The organism is Ignavibacteriota bacterium, assembly GCA_013285405.1.
Lineage (GTDB): Bacteria > Bacteroidota > Ignavibacteria > Ignavibacteriales > Ignavibacteriaceae > IGN2.
Genome location: CP053446.1, coordinates 1,638,999 through 1,662,071, shown reverse-complemented (window position 1 = coordinate 1,662,071; position 23,073 = coordinate 1,638,999). Strand labels below are relative to the sequence as shown.

The following is a 23,073-nucleotide window of genomic DNA, read 5'->3' as shown; positions in this document are numbered from 1 at the left end:
TTAAAATATGAATGGGATTATTGCCGGAACTTTCTTTTTGTATTTTTCATATTGATCACCGAAGTGTTGAATAAGCAATTGTTCTTCAACTCTTGTTCTGAAAATTGTACCGATAAAATAAAAAACGATTGCAATAATAAATGCCCAAAGCTGAGTAATTGAGTAACCAGTAACTATCAGCAAACCGAACAGTGCTGAATAAATTGGATGACGAACAATTTTATATGGACCGGTTGTTATCAATTCGTGACCTTCAATTATCTGTGCTTTAATATTCCATTGTTTACCAAGTGTTTTTACAGCCGATAATCCCAACCACACTGATGCAATTGCAAGAATTCCTGAAAAAATTGTCAACAAGATTTGTATAGAAGAGTTCATTTGAAAAATATTGGTGAAGGGTTCCCTTCTGACTGTAAATACAAATGCAAAACCAACTCCTTCCAGCATCATTCCAATCATTGCAAGTTTGTTCTTCTTCTGTTCATTTTGCTTTTGACGTCTTTTGAGTAAAAGAAATGCAATCGCAAAAACAATCCACATAATAATAGTAATTGCAAAAGAAATTTTATTTGCGAGCATCATTAATTCTTTCTAAAATATTTCCAGAAGAAATAAAGAGGTAATCCGGTCATAATCAGCAGCATACCCATTGCTGCATTTTCTGAATCAGAGATAATTGAATTCACCAGAAACACAAATGAGAAGATGACAAAGAACCAGATTGTGTAAGGATATCCAATCACTTTATATGGTCGTGGTACATCCGGCATTTTTTTTCTCAGCACAATAACACCAAACGCAGTGAGCATATAAAAAAACCAGGTCGCGAAAATTACATAGTCAGTTATTGTATCAAATGAACCCGATAGAACGAGAAGACTTGAAACTATTCCCTGTACAACAAGTGATGTATGTGGTGTTGCAAAACGTGGATGCACTTTGCCAAGATAGTTGAAAAACATTTTCTCCCGAGCCATCGCAAAAGGAACTCTTGCACTTGCCATTAAGCTACCGTTCGCAGCACCGAACGTTGATATGATTACTGCAATAGAAATTATCGCTCCGCCATTTTTCCCAAATATTTTTTCTGCTGCCGCTGCTGCTACTAATGGAGAATTTGCAATCTCTTCAATTGGCATTACATAAAGGTAGGCTAAATTAATTAATACATACACAATTATAACAATCAGAGTACCGTACAATAAACTGAGCGGAATATTTCTCTGTGGATTTTTTACTTCGCCGGAAATAAATGTAACATTATTCCATCCATCATAAGCCCAGAAAGCACCTGAAAGTGATAATCCAATTAAAGCTACAAGATTTGCTGAGGTTTCAGGTGAAATTGAAAAACCGGAACTCAGATTTGATAAACTGCCATCACCGAAAATGAATAATGCCAGAGAAAGAAAAATCATCACACCAATTTTTACGAACGTAACAATTGTTTGAACTAATCCACCAAAATAAACTCCGATATAATTTATTCCGGAAAGAAAAAGAATACATAAGATTGCAAGAAGTTTCGGTCCCCATTCTGCAAATGGATGAATGTTGCCAACCAAAGGCATAAACAAAGTGAAGCTTGAAATTGATTCCGGTAGCGGTGGAAATTTTATGAAGTAGCAAAGATATTCTCCGAAAACATAAGCAATTGCTGCCTGACTTCCGGTTTGAATTACAGAAAGAACCGACCAGCCATAAATGAAAGAAGTAAATTCTCCATACATTTTTCTGAAATAAACATATTGTCCGCCAGTTGCTTCAATCATTCCGGCAACTTCAGCATTTGATAATGCACCAATAAAAGTTATAAGTCCAGCAGCAATCCAAACAATTATCAAAAGTTCCGGTGACATTAATTGTTCAGCCATTGTCGATGGCTTTCTAAAAATTCCGGAACCGATCATCGAGCCGGCTACAGCCATAACAGCAGCAATCAGTGATAAACTTTTCTTTAACTGAGTTGCTGGCTTTTGCGCGTGCATTCGGTGAGATTAATTAATTTCAAAATGAAATTATAAAGATTATTTAAGGAATTATTCAATTATCTCTGATTTTATTTTTCATTATCAAAATACAAATAATAATTTCAATTCAAACTAATTGATTGATATTTTTAATTATACATTATCAATTATAAATTATAAATTTTTAATACCCATCTTCTTCAATATTCCTTTCGGTTACTTTTCCATATCTGGAAACAGTATCTTTGATTTCACTTGCTTTTCCAATCAATACAAACTGCAGATTATCTTTTGGAAAATATTTTTTTATAAGCTCGTTTGCTTTATCAATTGTCAATTCATTTACTTCATTCTCAAAATTATTAATTATGGAATCATCAAGTCCGTAAACATATTTTTGCGTAAGAAAACCAGCGAGAGAACCAATTGTTTCGTAATCAGGAGGAAATTGTCCTTTCACATAATTTTTAGCTGATGCTAATGTTCTCTCGTCGATCTTGTTTTCAAATAAACGCTGATAGGTTTTAAGTGCAAGATCTATTGCTGCTTCTGTGTTTTTATTAGCTGTGAACGTGCTGATATAAAATGTTCCGGAGCTTTTGTATTGTGCAAAGCGACTTCGTGCACCATAAGTTAATCCTGAATTAACTCTCAGCTCATCATTTAGCCAGGAAGTAAATCTTCCACCAAGTATTGTGTTTATTACTCCCAATTGAGTTTGATCAGGATTGCTCATTGAGATTCCATAACCGCCAATCATAAAAGTTGTTTCGGTTGCATTTTCTTTATTGATCAGATAAACTGCCGGACTGTCAAATGTTTTATTCCACATTCTGATATCACTCAGCATTTTGGGCGAGTTATTTTTCCAACCGCCAAAATATTTTTCAATTATTTTTTTCATTTCGGATGAATTAAAATCTCCGACAACTGCAATCGCTGAACTTTCAGGTCTGTAATTAGTTGAATAAAAATCTTTTATCTTTTCAATATTAATAGTGGTTATGCCTGACTTGGTGCCATCAACCGGATTTCCATAAGGTGAATCACCAAATAGAAATTTGTTAAAATAACTTCCAATAACCGAACGTGGACTTTCTTTAGCCTGTTCTAATTCAGCAATCCATCTCTGTTTTCGTTTTTCAATTTCAGCTTCAGGAAATGTTGGTGTGAGTATAATTTCTTTAACTACGGATAGAAGTGTCTCCGTACTTTCTTTCATAAACTGAGTGTACAAGCCTGAATAATCTGCAGTTGCGTACGTACTGATATTGCTGCCATAAAAGTTGAAGATGGAATCGATCTGGGATTTCGTAAAGTTTGTTGTTCCAAATCGAATTGCTTCTGCTGTGAATGATGCAATGCCTGGGACCGATGCATCTTTAACTGCGCCTCCATCAAAAACAGCAGAGAATGAAATTAACGGAACATCCTTTTTCTCCATTAAATAAACTGTAATTCCGTTATCTAAAGTAATCGTTTCATATTCAGGTAACTTAAACTGTGGGAAAGCAGTTGTGCTTAAAATTATTATGACAATGATTGTATGGATGAATGGTTGTATGTAGTTGTATGTCCATACACTCATACAATCATTCAAGTTTCCATTTTTATTTTGCATTGATTTCATTTTCATTCTTCCTCCGTATTAAGTATTCCAACCGTCCGGTTTTCTTTGGTGAAATATTTTGCAGCAACTCTTTTAATATCATCAGCAGTAACTTTTTTGTAATCATCGGGCGCTGAAAAGAGTTTTTTATAATCTCCGAAGAATAATTCATACGTGCCGATTGTATTTGACATGCCATTGATCGTTTCCAGCGTTTTATAAAATTCCATCAACTTCTGATTTTTAACTTTTTGTAATTCGTTCTCATTAATGCCTTCATCGATTATTTTTTGAATTTCATCCAGCATAGCTTTCTCAAGTTCAGAAGCTTTAATTCCATCATTGCAAACTCCAAGTAAATAAAATAGTGTTGGATCGAAAGCTTCACCATAATATGAATCTGCTTCAAGCGCAAGCTGACTATCTTCAACAAGAGAACTGTAAAGTCTTGATGATCTTCCCTGTGATAAAATTGAATTTAACAGATCAAGTGCATAATAATCTTCGCTTCCTGATTGAGGAACGTGATAAGTTATCATCAAGTATGGCGTGGGAACTTCTCTCTGAACAAATACTCTTCTCTCACCAGTTTGTGGTGGTTCAATTGTGTGAACTTTTCTTGGTTCTGGTCCTGATGGAATCGATCCAAAATATTTTTCAGCGAACATTTTAACGTCATCAAATTTTACATCGCCTGAAATAACAACAACACAGTTATTTGGCGCATAATATGTGTGAAAATAATTTTCAAGATCTTGCTTCGTCCAGTTTTTTATATCTGATTCCCATCCGATAACTGGCCACATATATGGATGAGCGATAAAAGCTGTTGCCTGAACTTCCTGCCAGAGCTCTTCCATCGGATTATTCTCAAGTCCTGTTGATCTTTCAGAAAGAATAACTCCACGTTCGCTTTCAATCATTGAACTGTCAAAATTCAGATGAGCAATTCTATCAGATTCAAGTTCAAAAATAATTTCCAGTGCTGAACTCGGAAACCAATCAGTGTATGCTGTTATGTTTTCAGTTGTATACGCATTATTAGCACCGCCACTCGCTTCCATTGTTCTGTCAAACTCTTTTGGACCGAATTTTTTTGCACCATTGAACATCATATGTTCGAAAAAATGTGATATGCCGGTTATTCCGGTATGCTCATTTCTTGATCCTACTTTATAAAACAAATACATATTTGCATTCGGGATGGAACTGTTCTCAAGCACAAAAATTTCCATTCCGTTTCTTAATGTAAATGACTGAACATCTTCTGCCGTTACCTGTGCAAACAGTGATGCTGCAAAGATTATAAGTGTTATGACTACTTTCATATTATTTTCTCTGAAATTTGTTTTTATCTATTCCAAAAATACATATAGTAACTGCAATCTGATAAATATTTGTTATAATCGGTTATATCTTTATTAAATATTATCCGTAAAACTGGAAACTCTTAAAAACATATTCTTCTACAAATTAACAGGATTAAATTTTCTGCTCGTTTTACTTTTCACTTTGCTTTCACTTTATACAATTTTTGCAGTTCCTGTATTATTTATACTTCTAAGTAATCTTTTTGACATTTTCGGATATCATTTCACTCTGATTCGCAGAACCACAACAATGCCCGAAAAGGAAATTATTAAAGCATATCGTATAAATCAAATAATGTTTGATTTACTATTATTCATTGCTGCGGGATTAATTTTTGGATGGATACCTGCTCTTTCCGGAATAACGTTAAAAATTTTTGGTGTGCAGGATATTCTCTACTATTTATTCTTGCAAAAACCTGTGCCAGAACATTGGCATTGGTTAAGATGGACACCTTTCGGTTTTATAAAAAAGATACTCACAAAAACACAAGTGATAATTCAAGCTTTATTTGGTGTGATAATTTCTATTGTAATGCTTATTCTTTTCTCGCACGTATAGTTAAAAATAAAAAGCACCCCTATCGATAAATTATAAGAGTGCTTTTTGTTAATTCAGATTTAATTACACATTATTTTTTGGTTTGCATCTCCATTATTTTATCAGGAGGCGTTGGTTGTGGTACCATATTATGTATCGGTTTTATGGACATCAGGTATGCATAAATTGCTTTAAGATCTTCATCCGTCTTTTTACCAATAACTTGCCATGGCATTGGAGGAAGAAGTGGTCTGCCAACACCCATATATTTACCTTCTCTAAAAGATTTGATAAACATTTCTTCTGTCAATGTTCCAATGCCCGTTGCTTTATCCGGAGTAATGTTTGATGCATAAGAAATTCCCCACGGACCCACCCAGGCACTGAAATTCTTTTCAGTCATTACCCATTTGCCGGGTGTAACCATATTCAAATCTATATCTGGCAATGTCTCATTGGCTGGAAAACCAGAAAGACTTCTTGTTGTATCGAACTCCGGTCCTTTCTCAGTATAAATTTTGGGTGAGTGACAATCTTCACATCCCCCTGTAGTAACGATATATTTACCTAAAGCCACCATCTCTTCGTGTGTTTTGGCTTTTGGCATATCATCCTGTTTACATCCTGTAAAAGTCAGGAAAGAAAATAATAGTACTGCAACCCCTGCATACAAAAATTTTTTGTGCATAGCAACTCCTCAGTTGTGTGTTATTAAATAATAATTTTTGACCGGTAGCTTCGCGGCAGAGATTAGTAATTTTTAATGAACCAGATGATTGGATGTTTCTGAACAATTATGTTCAGTTAACGGTTCACTTAATTGCTGTTCAAAATTATTTAATATGTATTAAAAAACAAAGTTTAACAGGAATTCAACAATTTACGCAGTATATAAATTGCATAGTCAATTATATTACCCGCGTCATTTTTTCTGCTATTATAATATAACAAGTTAAATAGCTTCCATTTGTATGATATACATTCTTAAACATTCAAAGTGAGTTAATCATTATAGAAATTTTAAGGCATTTAGACCAGATTTATCGATTGTAAAATTAACTACTTTTGAGTAACAGAAGCCATTTAGAAATCCCACTTTCAACAACATATAAATACATTACAATACGCTCCTCTGAAATTTTCATCAAATTTTAATATAAATTTTGCTGAATAATCAATTTCGTAGGAGTACAAATAAATATTATAATTAATTTATCAAGAATTGAAATGGCTCAAAATTTGCTTTTGTTTTAACAAAAATAAGGAGAGCACAATGAAAAATATGTTCTATCTGATGCAAGCTCTATTGGTTATTTTACTAATTAACTCATGTTCGGATGAGCCTGCTTCACCACGATTACCAGAAGGGAATCTTTTAATAACCTCATTCCCAGATGGTGCCCAAATATGGATAGACGGAATGAATACTATGCAAACAACAAATGACACCGTTTTCGATATTGAAGAAGGAGTTCATGATATCACTTTAAAAAGAATTGAATACGTGGACACTACTTTCTCAGTAAATATTATTGCTGATGAAAGAATTACCGTTGGACCAATTGAGCTGGAATCAGATATTCAAACAATATCATTTAATCCTGTAAGAATTTATGAATCAGCCAACTCACAGTCTTTACCAAGCGGTTTAGATCTTTCGAGTGGAAATAGATGGGGAATTAGTAGTGACTCAAGTAATCTTGTAGATATTTACTATTATAGCGATGCTACTGGTTCATCCCACTTAATTCGAAGTTCTCATTTTGCCGGTTTAATTAAAGAAACAGATTTCCTGGTTGGCCCGGGAACTAATCTATTAGACGGATCGGATTCACCTCTTAGAAATACGGAAACCTGGGCAAATAACGTTGACAAGTCCGAAGACAATTATGTTTTTTTATATGATGATGATGATCATTATTCGAAATTCTTAATTGTAAACCGTGGTGGTGGTTCAGGACCTGGGGATCCGGCTTATGTTGATGTTCAATGGTATTATAATAAAGAAGTTCAGGACAATCGTTTTAAATGATAAAATATTATTTGTAAATGTAAACCCTCATCTCAAACCGATGGGGGTTTTTTATTTCTGATTCTTAACTGAACAAGCAATACACCAGCAGCAGCCATCAGCATTCCGATTCCTTCCTTTAATGAAATAAATTCATCAAGAAATAGCCAGGCGAGAACAGCAATTTGTATTAACATTGTGCCGTTAATAATGCTTGATTCCATTGCTGATAGAGTACGAAGTGTAAAGTTCCAGATTGTAAAAGCGAGAGCTGTATTCACAATGGCAAGCCAAAGAAGGAATAAAAGGTTTTGAAAACTTATGGATGGAATTCCCTGAATCGTTAATCCGGTTATCAGCAGAATTATTGAACCAATTCCCATACTGACTACTGTTACAACGAGTGGATTTAATTTATTCTCACGATTAATATTTCTTCCGAGAACAGCAGAAGCAGCATTGGCAAACACACCGATTGTCATAACAATTAATCCTGTAGTCTGATTTTGATTTAATTCAACCGGAAAGAAATATGTGAAGATTCCAATGATGAAAATCAAAACCCCAATCCACTGGAGTTTTGTTGGAAACTCATTTAGAAAAAGAATTGCCATAAATGCAACGATGAGAGGCGTGAAGTTCAACCACAAACTCACAGTAACTGCGGGAAGAAGTGAAAGTCCGATAAACTGTGTTCCCTGAGTAAATGCATAAAATAAAAACCCAAGTAAAATAAGCTTCCACCAATCTTTTTTATTTAACTTTTTAATTATTGATGAATTGGTTTTTGTAAATGCAAATGGAAGAAGACATATAAACGCAATTGTGTACCTCAGTCCTGCAAAAGTTAGTGGCGGAATTTCAACAAGTCCGATCTTTATTATAACGAATGAGGTTGACCAGAGAAATGTAACAAGCAGTGCAAGCAGAATTGCTGAAAGATGATAATGAGGTTTAGTCATATAAATATTTTATCACTTCGTCGTATTTCTTCCAATGATATCTTCAATCTTCTCCCGATATAAATAGGTAAACTATTTTCGTATGGCATTGCAAATTTTGTTTGATGAAAACCTGCTTTATAAACTTCTTCTAAAGCTTCAAGATGTTCCTCAAGTTCCCCGCCGATTATTATAATTGTTGTATTTATATTATCATCAGTCCACCAATACCAGTAGTTGTTATGCGGACAAATTACTTCCGGCAGCGGATATTTTTTGCTGTAATATTCAATTGCACCAGCCTCACCGTAATTGCCGCAATAAACAACCGTGTTTTTTCTTTCTTTTTCAGGAAGTGATTGATAAACATCAGAAACATTCCTTGCAAGATCTTCCCATCCGAACATATCTGAGTAGAATTGTGGTAACACTGTTTCATGTCCTTCATTGCTCGGAGGTTTTAATCCTATAGCATTCTGATATTCAAGAAAAGTTTTCACCGAGAGTATTGGACGCGCAAAAGGTGCGAACATAATTCCAATTATAATAACTGGGACAGTTACTGCATATTTAATCCATCTCTTTTGCAAACTCCATTTCTCTATCATTACTGCACCACCCGCAAAAAGTATTTGGTATGCTGCAGCAATGTATTCTCCTTTGCTGTACCAATTGATAAAAAGAATAATGAAAGTTGTAAGCCAGATGAAACCGACAGCCCTATATTTCTTCTCTGTTTTATTAAAGAAATAAAAAATTATTCCCGGCAACCATATAAGAATTGATAACGGATTAAGAATTAATATTTGGTCAAGGATAAAAGAAACAGGAGTTAATCCTCCGTACTTTCTGGAGGCCGCATTTCTCATAAACTCAAGATGGGCAAAGTCGTGCGTGATGTTCCAGAATATATATGGTGAGAAAATTAAAAATGCAATCGCTATGGCAATATAGGGGTATTTTGTTTTTAATTCTTTTCTCAATGGAGTGAAAAGTATTCCCACCGCAATTCCTGAACACAACCATAGATTGCTTGTTTTGTTCAGTAGTCCAAAGCCAATGACAATTCCAAGCAACAGCCAGAGTTTTTTGTCCCTGGTTTGAATAATTCTAAGAAAAATATATGACGAAGAAATCCAGAAGAGAAAATCGAAAACGTTCATTGAGTAGATTGTATTCATACCGAGAAAAATCGGTGAAAACATAAACGGGATCGTAGCAATAGTGATCGCTATTTTATTTCCACCTAATCTAATTGTAAACAATCCAATCATAAAAACAGAAACGGAAGAGATTATTGCAGGAATTATTCTGATAACAAACATTGAATCACCAAAGAAAAATTTCCAGAAAGCAAGTATCCAGATTGATAGCGGCGAATGGTCAACATATCCAAAATCAAGTCTGTTTGCACACGCCAGATAATAAAGTTCGTCGCGAAAAATTCCATAAGCAAAAAAAACTTGAGTGATCAGGTAAATAAGAAGATTCATTGCAGCAATAAAAACAATAATTACAGTCAGATTATTAGGGATTTTTTTGTCTTCCATTTTCAATGAAATCTAATTATTGTATCAAAAATGATTTTATTCTCTGATAGACTATTTCCCAATCAATTCCTCCTTCACCGCTGAAATCACAATTGTGTGGATCTCCTGAACAAATTGTTTGACAATAATTTTCATCCGGCAAAATTATTTCTGATTTGTTTCCAAGCGGTCCCCAAAGTTTCGGAGAACATGCTGGTAACGAACAGAACAAAGAAATAGTAGGAACTTTTAATGCAGCACAAATGTGCATAGGTCCGGTACTTGCTGAGATAAGTACATCCAGAGCACTGAAATTTATTATTGAATCTCTGAGCGATAAACCAACATTGGGATAAATTACGTTACTAATATTCTGAATTTCAACCGGAGGAGCGTTATCGGTTACAACAACCCGAATATTTTTTTCATTAGTTAATTTGATAATTAATTTTCTATATTCATCTATGGTCAAATTCGGTGACGATTTTCCACTTGTTGTATTTATTCCAATTATTATTTGCGAATCAGATGAAAGCTTCTTTTTTATTTCATCTCTTCTCAATTTTTCTTCGGATGATAAAAAGATTTCCGGGTTAATACTTTTTGGTTTAATTCCGATTTTTCTAATCATATCAAGACAGTAATCAGCCTCGTGTCGCAATGGAATATATTTTTTCCTGTCAACGTATTTTGAAAAACTTAAAAACTGATAAAGCTTATGCCCAACTCCAATACGATTCGGAATTCCAGCAAAGAATAAAATCCAGTTCAGTCTTTCATTGGGCAGAAGCATAAATGCATATGTGAATTTTAATCTTCTTATTTCACCAGCTAATTGCCAGAATGATTTGGGATTTTTTTCATCATCTCCATCATACAGAATGATATCATCGACGTTAGGATTGTTGAGATAAATATCTTTGGTGTATTTTTTCACAAGAACAGAAACGAAACTATCCGGATAAACTCTTTTTATTTCGCGTGAGATTGGAGTTGATAAAACAACATCACCGATGCGGTCAATTCGTGCGATTATGATTCGCAGGTTATTTTTATTCTGGATGCGGCTCATTTTCTGAAAAATACAATTAAAATTTAATTGAAGCTTTAGTTTCGACTTTAGTTGCACATCAAAAAAACTTCAGTGTAAAAATAATGGTTAGTAAAGACTTAAACCTCTTTTGATTAATTTTAAATACACAATTAATTCATAATAATGTTAAAGAATAAATCGCAATTAAAAAGCACAAAAGAAAAATTAACCCGTCTCGATATTAATGATGAATTGAGGAAAAAAATTCTCCCATATTGCAGATTAAAAAGAGGAGATATCTGGATTGATCCGAAAGGAAAGCACAAAGTGGGTGTGCTTGATGCAACCAGCATATCAGATACTAAAAAGCTATTTGGGAAAGAAAAAGCAAAGCTTGTTATAAACGATCCACCGTACAATGTTGTTGTTGGAAATGTCAACACTCAAAATCTTTCCAAGATTAGTATAATTGATTACATCGAGTTCTCACGAAAGTGGATTTTTAATGTTTTATCAGTTCTTGATAAAGATTCATCGCTTTATATCTGGCTTGGTGCGGATCAGAATGATGGATTTCAGCCATTACCGGAATTTATGATAATGATGAGAGAGTTTGAAGAATTGAAAAGCAGAAGTTTCATCACGATGAGAAACCAAAGAGGTTATGGAACACAAAAAAACTGGATGTCAGTCAGACAGGAACTTCTCTATTACACAAAAGGCAATCCTCATTTCAAAGTTATTTATACTGATATTCCAAAAATTCTCGGTGGTTATTATAAAAAAGTTAATGGCAAAGTAGTTGACAATTTTGAACGAAGTAAATCTGGCTTTATTCGTCCTGGAAATGTTTGGGTAGATATTCAACAAGTGTTTTACAGAATGGAAGAAAATGTTCCCGGTGCGTATGCTCAAAAACCGTTGAAATCTATTTCAAGAATAATCCAAGCAAGCAGCAAAAAAAATAATCTTGTTGCGGATTTTTTCAGTCACAGCGGAGTTACTCTTCTTGCATCTGAAATTCTTAATCGAAAATGTTATGCGATGGAAATTGATCCTCTGTTCGCTGAACTTTCCATTCGACGACTCGAACATTACCGCAAAACAAAGAAAACAGGATGGCAGTGGAATAATCCGTTCCCGGAAATCGAAATTTAAAAGTAAAAAATTTTGAAATTTTCCTTTTGTCTTATTAAGCTGTTGAAAGAATGCAAATTTTTCCGCTCATCTTAATTTGGATTAGCATTCATAAATCGTTAGATTTAAAACATCGACACTAAAAGAAAGGAAAAAAAATGAAAAATTATTTCTTCTTACTGTTGAGTGTTCTTCTTTTGACCCTTAATGGTCTTCTTTATTCGCAAACCTCGCCTTGGGAAAATATCAGTACTCTGATTCCTGGTGATAGCTTAAATAAATTGTCAGATGTTATCGTAGTGGATCGCTGGACAAGTTACGTTTCTTCCAGTTCGGTATCAGAAGTTTACAGAAGTTATTTCTGGGCTGGATCTTGGGAAACAATTCAAACACCGTCACCAATTACAGCACTTTATTTTTTGTATTATTCTTTCGGATTTATTTGTGGTACCGATAGTAACCTTTATCAAACAACTGACGAGGGCCAAAGCTGGGATTATCTTGGATCAATGGGTGACCAGATCAATGACATCGCTTTCGGATACGACATTTATAATCCGAAAGGATATGTTTGTGGAAACAATGGAACCATCGGAATAATTGAAGATACAAATTTAGTGGTGATACAAAGTGGATATTCAACACATTTTGTTAAAATAAGTTTTCCATATAATGAAGAGAAAGTCTGGCTTGTTGGTGATTCTTCAGTTTATCTTTATGATGGATTTACATTTTCTAAACAATTTACTTCGAATGTTAAATTGAATTCCGTTTACTTCTGGAATCAATATTACGGCTTAATAGTCGGAAATTCTGGTTACATCGCTAAAACAACTGATGGCGGAATTACATGGATTCAAAAACAAAATCCTGATCCGATTAATAGAAATTTAAACGATGTTTATCTTGTCAGTTACTTTGGTTTCACAGTTGGAGATAACGGATTGATCATGGAAACGACTGACGCAGGAGAAACATGGATACTTGATACAGGTCAACTTACAACAAATGATTTATTTCGTGTTCATATTTCTGGCGGAGGTGTTGAATGGGGGCCCGGGTTAGCAGTTGGTAAAAATAAAACTGCCTTAATTTATCCAATTGTTGTTTCAGTTGATGATAAACCCAAAACAGTTGATGATTTTCAATTATATCAGAATTATCCAAATCCATTTAATCCATCTACAACATTATCATTTTTCATTAGTGAACAGTCATTTGTTAGGCTAAAAGTCTATGATGTTTTGGGAAATGAAATAGTAACACTAGTGAATGAAGAAAAACAATCGGGCAAATATGAAATTGAGTTCAGCGCAACTGACTTACCAGGCCGATCAGGCTCAGCTTTGGCTAGCGGAATATATTTTTATCAACTTCAAATTGGCTCCTTCACTCAAATCAGGAAAATGGTTTATCTCAGGTAATTTGTTTATACTCCTGTAGCATTTTAGCCGCAGAGATAACGCAACTTTTCATTTGAACTTTCTATTCATTACGGTAGTTTTACACGTCAAATAAATCCGGAAAATCACTGATGAAAAAATTTATATACTCAATCTTTGTATTCACTTCAATAATATTTTTTTATTCCTGCAATACAGAAACACTCGAAACCAAAGGATCACCGGAATATTTAAACGAAATTAAAAAATGGGATCAGCATAGAATTGAAAGACTGAAAGCAGATGATGGCTGGTTGAATCTTGTTGGAAGAACATGGCTTCATCGTGGAGAAAATAAATTCGGCTCTGCAAAAAATAACGATGTTGTTATTGAATCAGATAAAGTCCCTGATTATATGGGTGTTTTTGTTTTTGAAGATTCAACTGTTACGATGAAAGTAAATGATGGAGTTGAAATTTTATTAAATGGAAAACCAGTAAAAGAAATGTTAATGATTGGTGATACAAAAAAAGATATGACTGTTTTTCAATACGGATCGATAAAATGGAATTTGATTGTTCGTGATACTCTGTACGGAATTCGTTTCCGTGATCTTGAATCGCAAGATGTAAAAAACTTTAACGGAATCAAACGATTTCCGGTCAATGAAGATTGGAGAATAACTGCTGATTTCGAAGTTTACAATCCACCGAAGAAAATTGAAGTTCCAAATGTTTTAGGACAAATTGATGAAGAACTTTCGCCCGGAGCCGTTGTATTTACAAAAGACAATCAATCTTACAAACTAGATGCAATTGATGCGGGTGACAGATTTTGGCTGATATTTGCTGATGGTACGAGCGGGGAAGAAACTTATGGCGGTGGAAGATTTTTATATACGGATAGTAAAACTGATTCAACCGGAAAAGTAATCGTTGATTTCAACAAAGCATATAATCCGCCTTGTGTATTGACAAAGTACGCAACCTGTCCGCTTCCTCCAAAACAAAATTATATTAAGTTAAAAGTTACTGCGGGCGAAAAGATGTACGGAGAAAATCACTGAGAGTAGTATTGAGTAAATAGAAAGAAGTAGTGAGATAAATTCTATTACTATCAGTATTTCAACTAATTGTTCATCAGATTTTTATTCGCTTCTCTCTGTGATTAATTTATCAATTAGTGGTTTTACTCTTTCCCAAAAACGGATAGCAGTCCGTGAGTTAAAGATTCCGGTGGACCTGCAAGATGTGTTGAACCATCAAAAACTTTTGCCTCGAGTTTTACTCCGGAATATTTTCTTTCCTGCATCTGTGTTACCAGATTATCAATCGGATTAAAATATTTCTCATCAGATTCTTCACTTCCAACTGATATAAAAATATTTATCTTTTTATCTGAAATTTTACCCGGTGAATTTTCTTCATACTTGAAAATCGAATAATCGTCCCAGGATAAACTTGGACTTCCGAGAATGTATCTGCTGAAAATTTCCGGTTTGGTAAAAAGTGAATATAACCCAAACAACCCGCCAATCGAGTATCCATTTATTGTTCTATCGTCTGGAACTGTTCTGTAGTTCGAATCTATATGAGGAATTAATTCTTCTTCAAGAAAACTTAAAAAGTTTTCTGCTCCGTTAGCACTTGTTGGTCTGTAATCTCGCTTCCGTTTTTCTCCGGCTGATTTATCTATCGACCCATAACCTATTCCGACAATAATCAACTCAGGAATATTATCTCCAATCTGAAGATAACGTGCTATGCTTGCAGCCATTCCGAATGCAATGTCACCATCAAGAACATAAAGCACAGGATATTTCTGCTCGTTCAATGAATAATTATCCGGAAGGCTAACCAAAATCCGGAATGTGTCATTTACTGATTCTGAATATATGTTTTGTTCGGTTGTATTGTAAAGGAAAGAACTTCGATTACCGATTTCTCCCGATATTGTTTGAGAGTTCAGTTGATAAACCGGTAACCATGATAAAACAATCAATATTGAAATAATTGAGAGCTGCTTCATTATTAACTCCGTGATGATAAAACTTTTTTACAGTCAGACAAAATCTAACGGAAAGAATTACTCTAAAACCATTGTAACGGAAAATTTTTGCATTTTCATTTATTATTATGCCTTTGATAGTTATGTTTATTGGGTATAAAAATTGATTCCTTAGTTATTTGGTGCTTGTTCTTTAACCAATACAAACTTATAAAGAATATTTTACTTTAAAGGTGCAATAATGAATCGTTTAACAATGCTGATCTTAATCCTATATTCAGGAGTTGCTTTCTCACAAAGCTTTTCCTCTCCTGTTATAAATCCCTACAATCTTGATAACGCCAATGCTTTAAATAGTCCTTCATTTGTAGATATAGATGACGATGGAGATTACGATTGCTTTGCCGGACTTGGCAACGGTTTCACTGCTTACTATAAGAATAACGGAACAATCAGTTCACCTGCATTTGCAATCTGGTACTGGAATGCCTTCGGAATTTTCGATGTCGGGAATAGTGCAAAACCAGCCTTTGCAGACATTGATGATGACGGTGACTACGATCTTTATATGGGTGAAGCAGGTTTCAGGATAGTATTTTTAAGAAATTCAAGTTCCTCAAACCCAAACTTTACATACATCTCCGATAATCCGGCTGGAATTTCAGGATTGGGCAGCAATGTGGCTCCTGTTTTAGTAGATATTGATGATGACGGTGACTTTGATTTGTTCACAGGTCAGCTTGATGGAAATATTTTATTCTTCAGAAATATCGGAACAAGGTTTATTCCTTCATGGGCTAATTCTGTTAACAATCCTTTCGGATTGAATGATGTGGGTTCAAGATCCAAACCTGCTTTTTGTGATATTGATAAAGATGGTGACTATGATATTTTTATTGGTAATGAAAGTGGTGACATTATCTTCTTCCGAAATACCGGAACAAAGACTACTCCATCTTTTGGAGTTTCGCTGACAAATCCATTTGAATTATCTAATGTTGTTTCGAACGCAACACCAACTTTTGTTGATATTGATAACGATGAGAAAGAAGATTTGTTTGTTGGATCTGGAAATGGTGACACATATTATTTCAAAAACATTACTGTTGTAAGTGTTGATGAAGAACAGAATTCTTCATTCGTAGAAGTTAAAGCTTATCCAAATCCGGTTAATAATATTTTAAGTATTAGTGGAAGTTATATTGATCTTGATCAGACGGAGCTTTCAGTTTATTCAATTCTTGGAGAGAAACTTAATCTCAGCATAACAAAAAACGCATCAAATGCATCAATAAATTTTTCGGAATTGACTGCAGGAATTTATATTCTCGTCATTCGAAACGAAGCGGTTAATTATACTACAAAAATTATTAAGACCGGTGGAGGTTTTTAACGAGTAAACTCTGATTGTAATTTTAAATACAAATTACAGAGTCGTTCCATCAAGGATGAACTGAGCGACTATTGGCAAACCGTTTTCTATTTTTTCGGTCTCAATGTTCTTCCTGTAAAACGAATAAAACTCATTATCAGTTAACAACTTTTTTATTATGCCAGGCAGATTATTAATTTTTGGCTCATAGATTCCAAGTTTTTTTTCAACAAGGTAATCAACATTTCCTTGTTCCTGTTCCCAGATGTAATCATTAACAACGGGAATTTTTTTTAGATTTAAAATCTCCATGATTGTCGATGCACCGCATTTCGTCAACACCACGTCTGAAACACTAATCAGTTCATAAATGAAATCAACATAGCCGTAAATTCTTAAATGTGCTGCCTGATATTTTTCTTTCAATTTTTCAGAACCTTTTTTCAATGCTTCATTTTTACCGCAGACAATCCCTATTTCGTAATCAGGTTTTGAAGCAAGAATCTCTTCAAGAATTTTTTCTCCTTTTGGAATACCATCACCACCTCCAAGAATCAAAAGCATTTTTTTCCGCGGATCGTATTCAAATTTCTTTTTTAATATAATAACCTGATCTTCCGAAACAAGCTTTGAGAATTTTTCATCAATTACAAAGGGAAACATCTGTACATTATATCCTCGTTTTTTGCTCAGAACTTTTTCTTTTAAATCATCACTGAATACGATAAAATTCTGTTTCTTTCTGAGGAACCACATTGGATGTGGAGTAAACGGATCAGTGATTACTGTTTCAACTTTTATGGAAAGGTTTTTCTTCCTGAGAATTCGATAAATCGGGATGTTAAGAAAGAAATGGAAGATGACAATTTTATCAGGCTTTTCATTGTCTATCGTTTCTTCAAGATATTTAATCATGAACGGGGCAAGCAAATTACAACTTATTCTCGCTATCAAAGGAATTTTATTAAATGCATAAAGAAATTCGAAAAACCACTTGCCCGTGTACTGCAGCATCCGGTAACCATCTTCAATTATGTATTGAACCCATCTCGGAGTTTTTTCAAAGCCATAAATTAATTTTGGTTCGGCAGTGTCTGAATAATATTTATTCATAAAATTGAATATCGCACGTGCAGGAGCCAGATGACCTCCGCCGGTTTTAAGATATACAAATAAATATTTTTGTTTTTTATTCAATTTAATTACCTCAATACCGGGTGAGTTTCTTTATCGAGAAATCCTTTTTCAAGAACTTGTTTGATTTTAAATGTGCCAAGTTTCCGTGCTTTTAAAAATCCGTCCCACGCTGATTCAGCAAGAGTTCCCCTGTTGAGCAGATCGAACAACCATTGGTCAGTATATTCGGAAGTTTCCTGATTGAACGCTGCCTGAATTTCTCTCAACCATTTTCTATTGAATTTTTCCTGCGACCCGATGATTGGACTCATAATAATTGGAATACCAAGAGCACAATAAAAAGACAATTCGCTTGGTTTTGTCCATAATATATCAGTTGTGTGCAATGCTTCGTTAAACAAATCAAAATAATCGTGTAAAGAATCAGAGTAAATTACTTTTATGCGATTGCTTTCAGGATCTATTTTATTTTTAATATCATTGAAGTAATTGAAAACTTCTTTTCTGATTCCTGCAACCAGGTTCAAATTTACTTCGCCAGCTTTTATTTTTTCTTTAAGACTTACTGCCATCTTTCCTCCAATTTCCTTTTGCGCACCTGCACCACCGACAGCATAAGTAATAGTAAGTTTTCGTTCATTCTTAAAAACACAATTTTCTTTTCCAAGAAAATATTCTACATTCATTCCGTGTCTTGTCCTGAATTTTCCTTTCGGATCAAGATAAAACAATCTTTGTGCAAGATCTTTTTTCAAAACAGAAAGATTTTCATCACCAAGTAATTCTGTTGGCAAAGGAAATCCTGTCAGGTGAATTCTTTCTTCCGGAACACCGTAGGCTTTTAATCTTTGTGCTGATTTTCCACAGGGCGCAAAGTATTCTATTCTGCTTTCCCAGGGATCTTTCGCAACCCAGACACGATTTATATCCGCGTCACAAATTATACAGAATATCTTGTTGAATCCTTTTTTATCAGCGGCTACTGCGGATGCATAAAACGAAGTGATCAATGGAAGATTCCTGGTTGAAGTTTTATCAATCATTCCTTTACAGAGACCCTTTTTAATTAATGATTCCAGAAGGTTAACCTGAAAAGTGCTGCTCGATAAATTTCTCAGCGGATAAAATGATGGAATTCTCATCAGCGAATCGAGCATAGAAAATAGCGGAGGACCCACCAAAGGAATACTCTTTGCTCTCGAAAAAAATTCGTAAGCATTCAAAAGTCTTTTCCAGAGTTTCTGCTCAGCTTTTGAAACAGCTTCGGAAGAACCAACTGTAATAATTCCATGTTCAGCAATATCTCTTAAGGGATAAACTGCCCGCTGATGTCCGTAGCCCATATCTGCAGAAACGACCCAAGCTTTGTTACCGGATTCACTCATAAATTAAAAAATAATAGTAGATAATTTTTCAGGAAGTAAAATAGGAAATTGTGAGAACCTTTGCTTGAAGCCAGGATAGAATAACTAACTTTTTTTAATGGAGATGTTTAGTGTCATACTTATTTTTGCAGTGTTGCCATTCCCACAAAAACGGAAATCTGTATAATTCAAAATTAAATTTCTGTCTTCAGGGAGATGACATTTATAATTGTTAATCACGGGGTCAAAAGTTAAAAATTCTTTCACGAGCAAACGGGTCTTCTTGAAAAACCCATACGCGGGATTAAAAAATATTCCTAAAAATATCTGGATGCTTGCTGCAGCGACTCTGATCAACAGATCAGGCACTATGGTTTTGCCGTTCATTGCTCTTTATGCAAACCAGGTTCTTAAAGTTTCTAAAGCCGATGCGGGATTGGTGCTTGCTGTTTATGGCGTTGGCGCTTTTATCTCGGCTCCATTTTCAGGAAAGCTAAGCGATAATATCGGTACAATGCGTCAGATGAAAATATCATTGTTTGCTACCGGTTCTTTTCTCTTTCTTTATTCTTTTATAACTGACTTTATTTTATTTCTATCACTGACTTTCATCTGGGCAATTCTTAGCGAAGCTTTCCGTCCCGCAAGTATGGCTTTCATCTCCGATGAAGTTACATCCGATAGAAGGAAAACTGCTTTTGCACTTCAGCGGCTGGCAATAAATCTTGGGATGAGTATTGGTCCAGTGATCGGAGGAATATTAAGCACGATAAATTTTCACCTGTTGTTTTATATAAATGCTCTTTCATCGCTTGCGGCGGGAACATTCCTTACTTTTTCACATTTTGAAAAACACGAAACAACAGAGCAGGAAAAACAAACAGTTGAAAAAAACATTGCTCACAAAAAAGTAAATGTGCTAAAAGACAGAAGATTACTTTATTTCCTGCTTGCATTAATTCCGGTTGAGATTGTTTTCTTCCAGCATATTGGCGCTTTACCACTCTTCATTGTAACTGAACTTGGTTTTTCGAATGCAGTGTTTGGATTTCTTTCTGCTGTAAATACTGTGCTGATAATTTTTATTGAAGTGCCTCTTAATGACTCGATGAGAAATTGGGATGATAAAAAAGCTTTGTCGCTTGGTGCGCTTTTGTGTGGTGTTGGTTTTGGTTTAATGGCTTTCACAAATACAATTCCTCCTATTGTTGTCTTAATTGTTATCTGGACATTCGGCGAAATGATTTTCTTTCCATCATCCGGTGAGTATGTTGCTAAGATAGCTCCTGAAAAACAACGCGGCGAGTATATGGGTTATTTCCAGATGTCATTCAGCTTTGCGTTTATGGTTGGTCCGTGGCTTGGAACAACTGTTCTTGATCTTTACGGTACGTTTAATCTCTGGATTGGTTGTCTTGTGTTTGGTTTGATTTCTACCCTGATGATGTTACAAATAAAAAAATAGCACACTACTTTTAGTGAGGATTGGTATTCAGCGAAAATATTAGCGACAAGTTTGTATGTGCTGTTTTATTAATATTCAATTTTCAAAGCGAATTATCATTAAGAGACAAGAGACAACTAAAATTGAATTTAATTTTATCAAATTGCTGGTATAGTTGTTGGCTCAACACTGGAAACTAACACAATTGGGAGGTCAAAATGCTGCTGGTTTATACTATGATCCTTATAGGTCTTTCCATCACATTGTATCTCAAAATTAAAGCCATACGGTAGAGATACAATTAAGTTTTGTTTAATTAGTTATGTTGACCTATGATTTATTTGGAGAGAAAAATTTTTAAAGTTCAAATATTATGATGACATCCGCAAAAAAGCCCTGAAACGATCAGGGCTTTTTGATTCATAATTATATAAGTCACTCTTTCAAAGAGATATTTTCAGCAGATTTCGGTTTCCTTCTTTTGGTCAGAATGAAAGCAACTATTGCAATTATTACAATTGCAATAACCACGTAAATCCACCAGTTGGATGGATATAATGCATTCTTCCACTCACCTATTTTACTTTCCATTTTGTTCTTATTTTCATCGGTGAGCATTTTATTTTCAACAAGGTAAGTCATCCAAACCGGCTGGATTGTTTTAAACCAGGTGCTGTCAGCAAACTGAGCATAAATTCTTTTTGATTCTTCTTCGCTTTTAACTCCAAGATTTTTCAATTCGTCATCAATGAAAGTTTCAACTGAAGCCGTAAAATCTTCACCGTTCCGGAAACTCCTCAGTTCAATTCCATTCAAAGAAAATTCTTCGTTAATCGATTCCCAGGCTTCCTGTCTAACGGCTGCATTCCACTCATTAAACAAATCATCAATCTGCTTTAACTCTTCTGATTTTTTATCATTATCAGCATAAACCTCAACAAGCCGGACTCCAACTTTCTGCCACTTGTTAATAAAATCTTTCTGCTGTTCTTTTATTTCTTTAAGATCGTCTGGCTTTAGTGACGTCGCTTTTATAAACTTTATATTATCTCTGATAGTTGTTTTGACATTGTTCAAAACATTGTCCCTCTGCTCCTGGCTTGCAACTTCGCTTTTATCTTCTGTTGAGAAAACATCTTTATCGCGCATGGTGGGCGGCATCAAGCTATCAATCATAGCAAGAACAAGATTGTCACGTTCGTGAATTGACTCGCGAAGTTCAACAACTAATTTTTCGAGTTTCTTGATAGTTTTCGCATCTTTATCTCTCTGTGCTTCGAGTCGTTGTACTTGTGAAAGAAGTTCGTTATTTCTCTGGTTGAGTACTTCAACCTGCTGTTTAAGCTCTCCGACTTCAGTTTGTAAAACATCAATCGTTGAAAAATCTCCTTGCCTTAACAAGTATGCTTTATTCAGTTTATCAATTGATTCATCAAATTTATCGGGATAGAGACTTTTATCGAGTAAATCTTTGTGAACAAGATAGTTACTGTTGAGAGTTGATATTTTGTCTGCAACCGGCTGAAGTTCCTGAAGTGAGGTTGCATCCTTAATACTTTTTTCGATTGCTGAATATTCAGCTTTAAAATTATCTACTATCTCTCTGTCTGATTGAGCATTTGAAATATTTATTACTCCAGTAAAGAAAAATAAAACTAAAACGAGATTGAAATATTTTCTGATCATTTTGAACCTCCTTCAACTCCTTTGTATGTAAGATTCATTTTGTTAGTTCCGTCAGCGAGTTCGATGTAAGGATCCCTCTGATTAAATGCGGGTGTTTGAAGACCAAACTCGGAAATGAAAATTTTATTTTCTAAAACAAGCTTCCCTTCATCTGTATTAAAAACATAAACATTCTTGAAGTTACTGGATGTCATATAATAGAATCCCTGGTTATCTCTTATTAGCCGGATATCCTTGCCTTTGTAAGATAGTGAATCCTGAAACTCCTCAAAGAACATTCCGACTGTATTAACTTCGAGTGAGTATCTGTCGTCTGAAATAGTTCCGTTCTCGTCAACGGGTAAAACAGACTCAAGCGGCCAGGAAAAATTTGCAGGCTGCAAAGTTAGTACGGAACAGCCAGCAAATAATGAGAAAAGGATTGAGGAAACAATTAGTAATTGCTTCATATATTCTCCCAAAAATTGTTTGTTATAAATCTGTATTAAAGTGCTGAGGAAAAAATAAGAAGAATTTTCCTTCATTTTATTATAAAG

General features: G+C 34.6%; 20 protein-coding genes. 7 read left to right on the top strand and 13 right to left on the bottom strand.

The features are described from left to right. The 4 genes from HND39_07220 to HND39_07205 all read right to left on the bottom strand — a co-directional run bounded on the left by HND39_07220 (position 1) and on the right by HND39_07205 (position 4,910). Entirely contained in the window at positions 1-585 is a 585-nt protein-coding gene (locus tag HND39_07220; GenBank protein ID QKJ96091.1) for an isoprenylcysteine carboxylmethyltransferase family protein, read from the bottom strand. Continuing rightward, positions 585-1,991: an amino acid permease gene (locus tag HND39_07215; protein QKJ96090.1), complete on the bottom strand. Its 1,407-nt coding sequence runs from the start codon at positions 1,989-1,991 to the stop codon at positions 585-587. Before HND39_07215 ends, HND39_07220 begins: the two co-directional genes overlap by 1 nt. Positions 1,992-2,157: 166 nt before the next feature. After that, complete coding sequence (locus HND39_07210) at positions 2,158-3,561, bottom strand: insulinase family protein (GenBank protein ID QKJ97916.1); 1,404 nt, start codon at positions 3,559-3,561, stop codon at positions 2,158-2,160. Positions 3,562-3,605: 44 nt separating this feature from the next. Then, on the bottom strand, positions 3,606-4,910 hold the full coding sequence (locus tag HND39_07205; protein QKJ96089.1) for an insulinase family protein: 1,305 nt from the start codon (positions 4,908-4,910) through the stop codon (positions 3,606-3,608). A gap of 184 nt (positions 4,911-5,094) precedes the next feature. Between HND39_07205 and HND39_07200 the strand changes: the two genes are divergently transcribed. Beyond that, positions 5,095-5,514, top strand: a complete 420-nt coding sequence (locus HND39_07200; protein ID QKJ96088.1) for a hypothetical protein — start codon at positions 5,095-5,097, stop codon at positions 5,512-5,514. 70 nt (positions 5,515-5,584) lie between these two features. Here the strand turns inward: HND39_07200 and HND39_07195 are convergent, their stop codons facing one another. Further along, the gene (locus HND39_07195) at positions 5,585-6,181 is read right to left on the bottom strand and encodes a diheme cytochrome c-553 (protein ID QKJ96087.1); all 597 of its coding nucleotides are present in this window, start codon (positions 6,179-6,181) and stop codon (positions 5,585-5,587) included. A 585-nt stretch (positions 6,182-6,766) separates the two neighbouring features. Here HND39_07195 and HND39_07190 point away from each other — a divergent pair. After that, positions 6,767-7,525: a PEGA domain-containing protein gene (locus tag HND39_07190; GenBank protein ID QKJ96086.1), complete on the top strand. Its 759-nt coding sequence runs from the start codon at positions 6,767-6,769 to the stop codon at positions 7,523-7,525. A gap of 32 nt (positions 7,526-7,557) precedes the next feature. Here the strand turns inward: HND39_07190 and HND39_07185 are convergent, their stop codons facing one another. The 3 genes from HND39_07185 to HND39_07175 are packed head-to-tail and all read right to left on the bottom strand — an operon-like array spanning position 7,558 to position 11,046. Beyond that, positions 7,558-8,466, bottom strand: coding sequence for an EamA family transporter (locus HND39_07185; GenBank protein ID QKJ96085.1), 909 nt, complete (start codon positions 8,464-8,466; stop codon positions 7,558-7,560). Then, complete coding sequence (locus tag HND39_07180; protein QKJ96084.1) at positions 8,463-9,995, bottom strand: glycosyltransferase family 39 protein; 1,533 nt, start codon at positions 9,993-9,995, stop codon at positions 8,463-8,465. The genes HND39_07185 and HND39_07180 overlap by 4 nt, the downstream gene beginning before the upstream one ends. Positions 9,996-10,011: 16 nt before the next feature. Further along, positions 10,012-11,046 carry a glycosyltransferase family 9 protein gene (locus HND39_07175; GenBank protein ID QKJ96083.1) on the bottom strand — a complete coding sequence of 345 codons (1,035 nt, stop codon included), beginning with the start codon at positions 11,044-11,046 and terminating at the stop codon, positions 10,012-10,014. Positions 11,047-11,190: 144 nt separating this feature from the next. Here HND39_07175 and HND39_07170 point away from each other — a divergent pair, with 144 nt between their 5' ends. From HND39_07170 to HND39_07160, 3 genes are all read left to right on the top strand, one after another. After that, entirely contained in the window at positions 11,191-12,165 is a 975-nt protein-coding gene (locus HND39_07170; protein ID QKJ96082.1) for a site-specific DNA-methyltransferase, read from the top strand. A 137-nt stretch (positions 12,166-12,302) separates the two neighbouring features. Beyond that, the gene (locus HND39_07165) at positions 12,303-13,568 is read left to right on the top strand and encodes a T9SS type A sorting domain-containing protein (GenBank protein ID QKJ96081.1); all 1,266 of its coding nucleotides are present in this window, start codon (positions 12,303-12,305) and stop codon (positions 13,566-13,568) included. Positions 13,569-13,678: 110 nt separating this feature from the next. Then, positions 13,679-14,593, top strand: coding sequence for a DUF1684 domain-containing protein (locus HND39_07160; protein QKJ96080.1), 915 nt, complete (start codon positions 13,679-13,681; stop codon positions 14,591-14,593). A gap of 122 nt (positions 14,594-14,715) precedes the next feature. Here the strand turns inward: HND39_07160 and HND39_07155 are convergent, their stop codons facing one another. Continuing rightward, positions 14,716-15,555 (bottom strand): alpha/beta hydrolase, encoded by an 840-nt coding sequence (locus tag HND39_07155; protein QKJ96079.1) that lies wholly within the window; start codon positions 15,553-15,555, stop codon positions 14,716-14,718. 220 nt (positions 15,556-15,775) lie between these two features. Between HND39_07155 and HND39_07150 the strand changes: the two genes are divergently transcribed. Then, the gene (locus tag HND39_07150; protein ID QKJ96078.1) at positions 15,776-16,927 is read left to right on the top strand and encodes a T9SS type A sorting domain-containing protein; all 1,152 of its coding nucleotides are present in this window, start codon (positions 15,776-15,778) and stop codon (positions 16,925-16,927) included. A 33-nt stretch (positions 16,928-16,960) separates the two neighbouring features. Here HND39_07150 and HND39_07145 read toward each other — a convergent pair whose 3' ends face one another. Together HND39_07145 and HND39_07140 are read right to left on the bottom strand one after the other, a co-directional pair. After that, positions 16,961-18,103, bottom strand: coding sequence for a hypothetical protein (locus HND39_07145; protein QKJ96077.1), 1,143 nt, complete (start codon positions 18,101-18,103; stop codon positions 16,961-16,963). 5 nt (positions 18,104-18,108) lie between these two features. Then, positions 18,109-19,428: a hypothetical protein gene (locus tag HND39_07140; GenBank protein ID QKJ96076.1), complete on the bottom strand. Its 1,320-nt coding sequence runs from the start codon at positions 19,426-19,428 to the stop codon at positions 18,109-18,111. Positions 19,429-19,690: 262 nt separating this feature from the next. On the opposite strand from HND39_07140, the gene HND39_07135 reads away from it, so the two are divergent. After that, the gene (locus HND39_07135) at positions 19,691-20,872 is read left to right on the top strand and encodes an MFS transporter (protein ID QKJ96075.1); all 1,182 of its coding nucleotides are present in this window, start codon (positions 19,691-19,693) and stop codon (positions 20,870-20,872) included. A 414-nt stretch (positions 20,873-21,286) separates the two neighbouring features. Here HND39_07135 and HND39_07130 read toward each other — a convergent pair whose 3' ends face one another. Together HND39_07130 and HND39_07125 are read right to left on the bottom strand one after the other, a co-directional pair. After that, positions 21,287-22,537, bottom strand: coding sequence for a hypothetical protein (locus HND39_07130; protein ID QKJ96074.1), 1,251 nt, complete (start codon positions 22,535-22,537; stop codon positions 21,287-21,289). Beyond that, a complete protein-coding gene (locus HND39_07125) occupies positions 22,534-22,986 on the bottom strand; it encodes a hypothetical protein (GenBank protein QKJ96073.1) in 453 nt (150 codons plus the stop codon). Before HND39_07125 ends, HND39_07130 begins: the two co-directional genes overlap by 4 nt. Between the last annotated feature and the right edge of the window lie 87 nt (positions 22,987-23,073).

Bases quoted from the DNA above. Each gene is read 5' to 3' on its own strand.
- HND39_07175 (QKJ96083.1), bottom strand. From the start codon at position 11,046: ATGAGCCGCATCCAGAATAAAAATAACCTGCGAATCATAATCGCACGA.
- HND39_07140 (QKJ96076.1), bottom strand. From the start codon at position 19,428: ATGAGTGAATCCGGTAACAAAGCTTGGGTCGTTTCTGCAGATATGGGC.
- HND39_07190 (QKJ96086.1), top strand. From the start codon at position 6,767: ATGAAAAATATGTTCTATCTGATGCAAGCTCTATTGGTTATTTTACTA.
- HND39_07125 (QKJ96073.1), bottom strand. From the start codon at position 22,986: ATGAAGCAATTACTAATTGTTTCCTCAATCCTTTTCTCATTATTTGCT.
- HND39_07220 (QKJ96091.1), bottom strand. From the start codon at position 585: ATGATGCTCGCAAATAAAATTTCTTTTGCAATTACTATTATTATGTGG.
- HND39_07165 (QKJ96081.1), top strand. From the start codon at position 12,303: ATGAAAAATTATTTCTTCTTACTGTTGAGTGTTCTTCTTTTGACCCTT.
- HND39_07170 (QKJ96082.1), top strand. From the start codon at position 11,191: ATGTTAAAGAATAAATCGCAATTAAAAAGCACAAAAGAAAAATTAACC.
- HND39_07130 (QKJ96074.1), bottom strand. From the start codon at position 22,537: ATGATCAGAAAATATTTCAATCTCGTTTTAGTTTTATTTTTCTTTACT.
- HND39_07155 (QKJ96079.1), bottom strand. From the start codon at position 15,555: ATGAAGCAGCTCTCAATTATTTCAATATTGATTGTTTTATCATGGTTA.
- HND39_07215 (QKJ96090.1), bottom strand. From the start codon at position 1,991: ATGCACGCGCAAAAGCCAGCAACTCAGTTAAAGAAAAGTTTATCACTG.
- HND39_07185 (QKJ96085.1), bottom strand. From the start codon at position 8,466: ATGACTAAACCTCATTATCATCTTTCAGCAATTCTGCTTGCACTGCTT.
- HND39_07160 (QKJ96080.1), top strand. From the start codon at position 13,679: ATGAAAAAATTTATATACTCAATCTTTGTATTCACTTCAATAATATTT.
- HND39_07195 (QKJ96087.1), bottom strand. From the start codon at position 6,181: ATGCACAAAAAATTTTTGTATGCAGGGGTTGCAGTACTATTATTTTCT.
- HND39_07180 (QKJ96084.1), bottom strand. From the start codon at position 9,995: ATGGAAGACAAAAAAATCCCTAATAATCTGACTGTAATTATTGTTTTT.
- HND39_07150 (QKJ96078.1), top strand. From the start codon at position 15,776: ATGAATCGTTTAACAATGCTGATCTTAATCCTATATTCAGGAGTTGCT.
- HND39_07205 (QKJ96089.1), bottom strand. From the start codon at position 4,910: ATGAAAGTAGTCATAACACTTATAATCTTTGCAGCATCACTGTTTGCA.
- HND39_07210 (QKJ97916.1), bottom strand. From the start codon at position 3,561: ATGAGTGTATGGACATACAACTACATACAACCATTCATCCATACAATC.